Genomic DNA, 233 nt, shown 5'->3' with positions numbered 1-233 from the left:
TCCGGCAAGCTGCAGGATGCCGTCAATGATCTTATCCACCTGCTCGCCCTGCATCAGATCGACCTGTAAGGCAAAAGCGTTTTCGCGAAGCTCTGCCACAATCTTGTTGAGCTTTTCGCCTTCACGGTCGATCAGAACCACCTTCGCGCCCGCGCCAAGCAGGGTTTTCGCGCATTCAAGACCAATGCCGCAAGCAGCGCCGGTGACCGCGGCGACTTTGCCGCTAAGAGAAG

Annotated in this window: 1 protein-coding gene; it reads right to left on the bottom strand. The window is 57.5% G+C overall.

The window, feature by feature from the left end; genetic code table 11:
• A partial coding sequence (locus tag QP437_RS10485; RefSeq protein ID WP_285267798.1) for an SDR family NAD(P)-dependent oxidoreductase occupies positions 1-233 on the bottom strand: 233 nt, incomplete at both ends.

This window comes from Haemophilus sp. UMB1048 (genome assembly GCF_030218125.1).
GTDB lineage: Bacteria > Pseudomonadota > Gammaproteobacteria > Enterobacterales > Pasteurellaceae > Haemophilus_D.
Note: the sequence above shows the minus strand (reverse complement) of the source record. Positions and strands in the feature narration are given on the sequence as shown.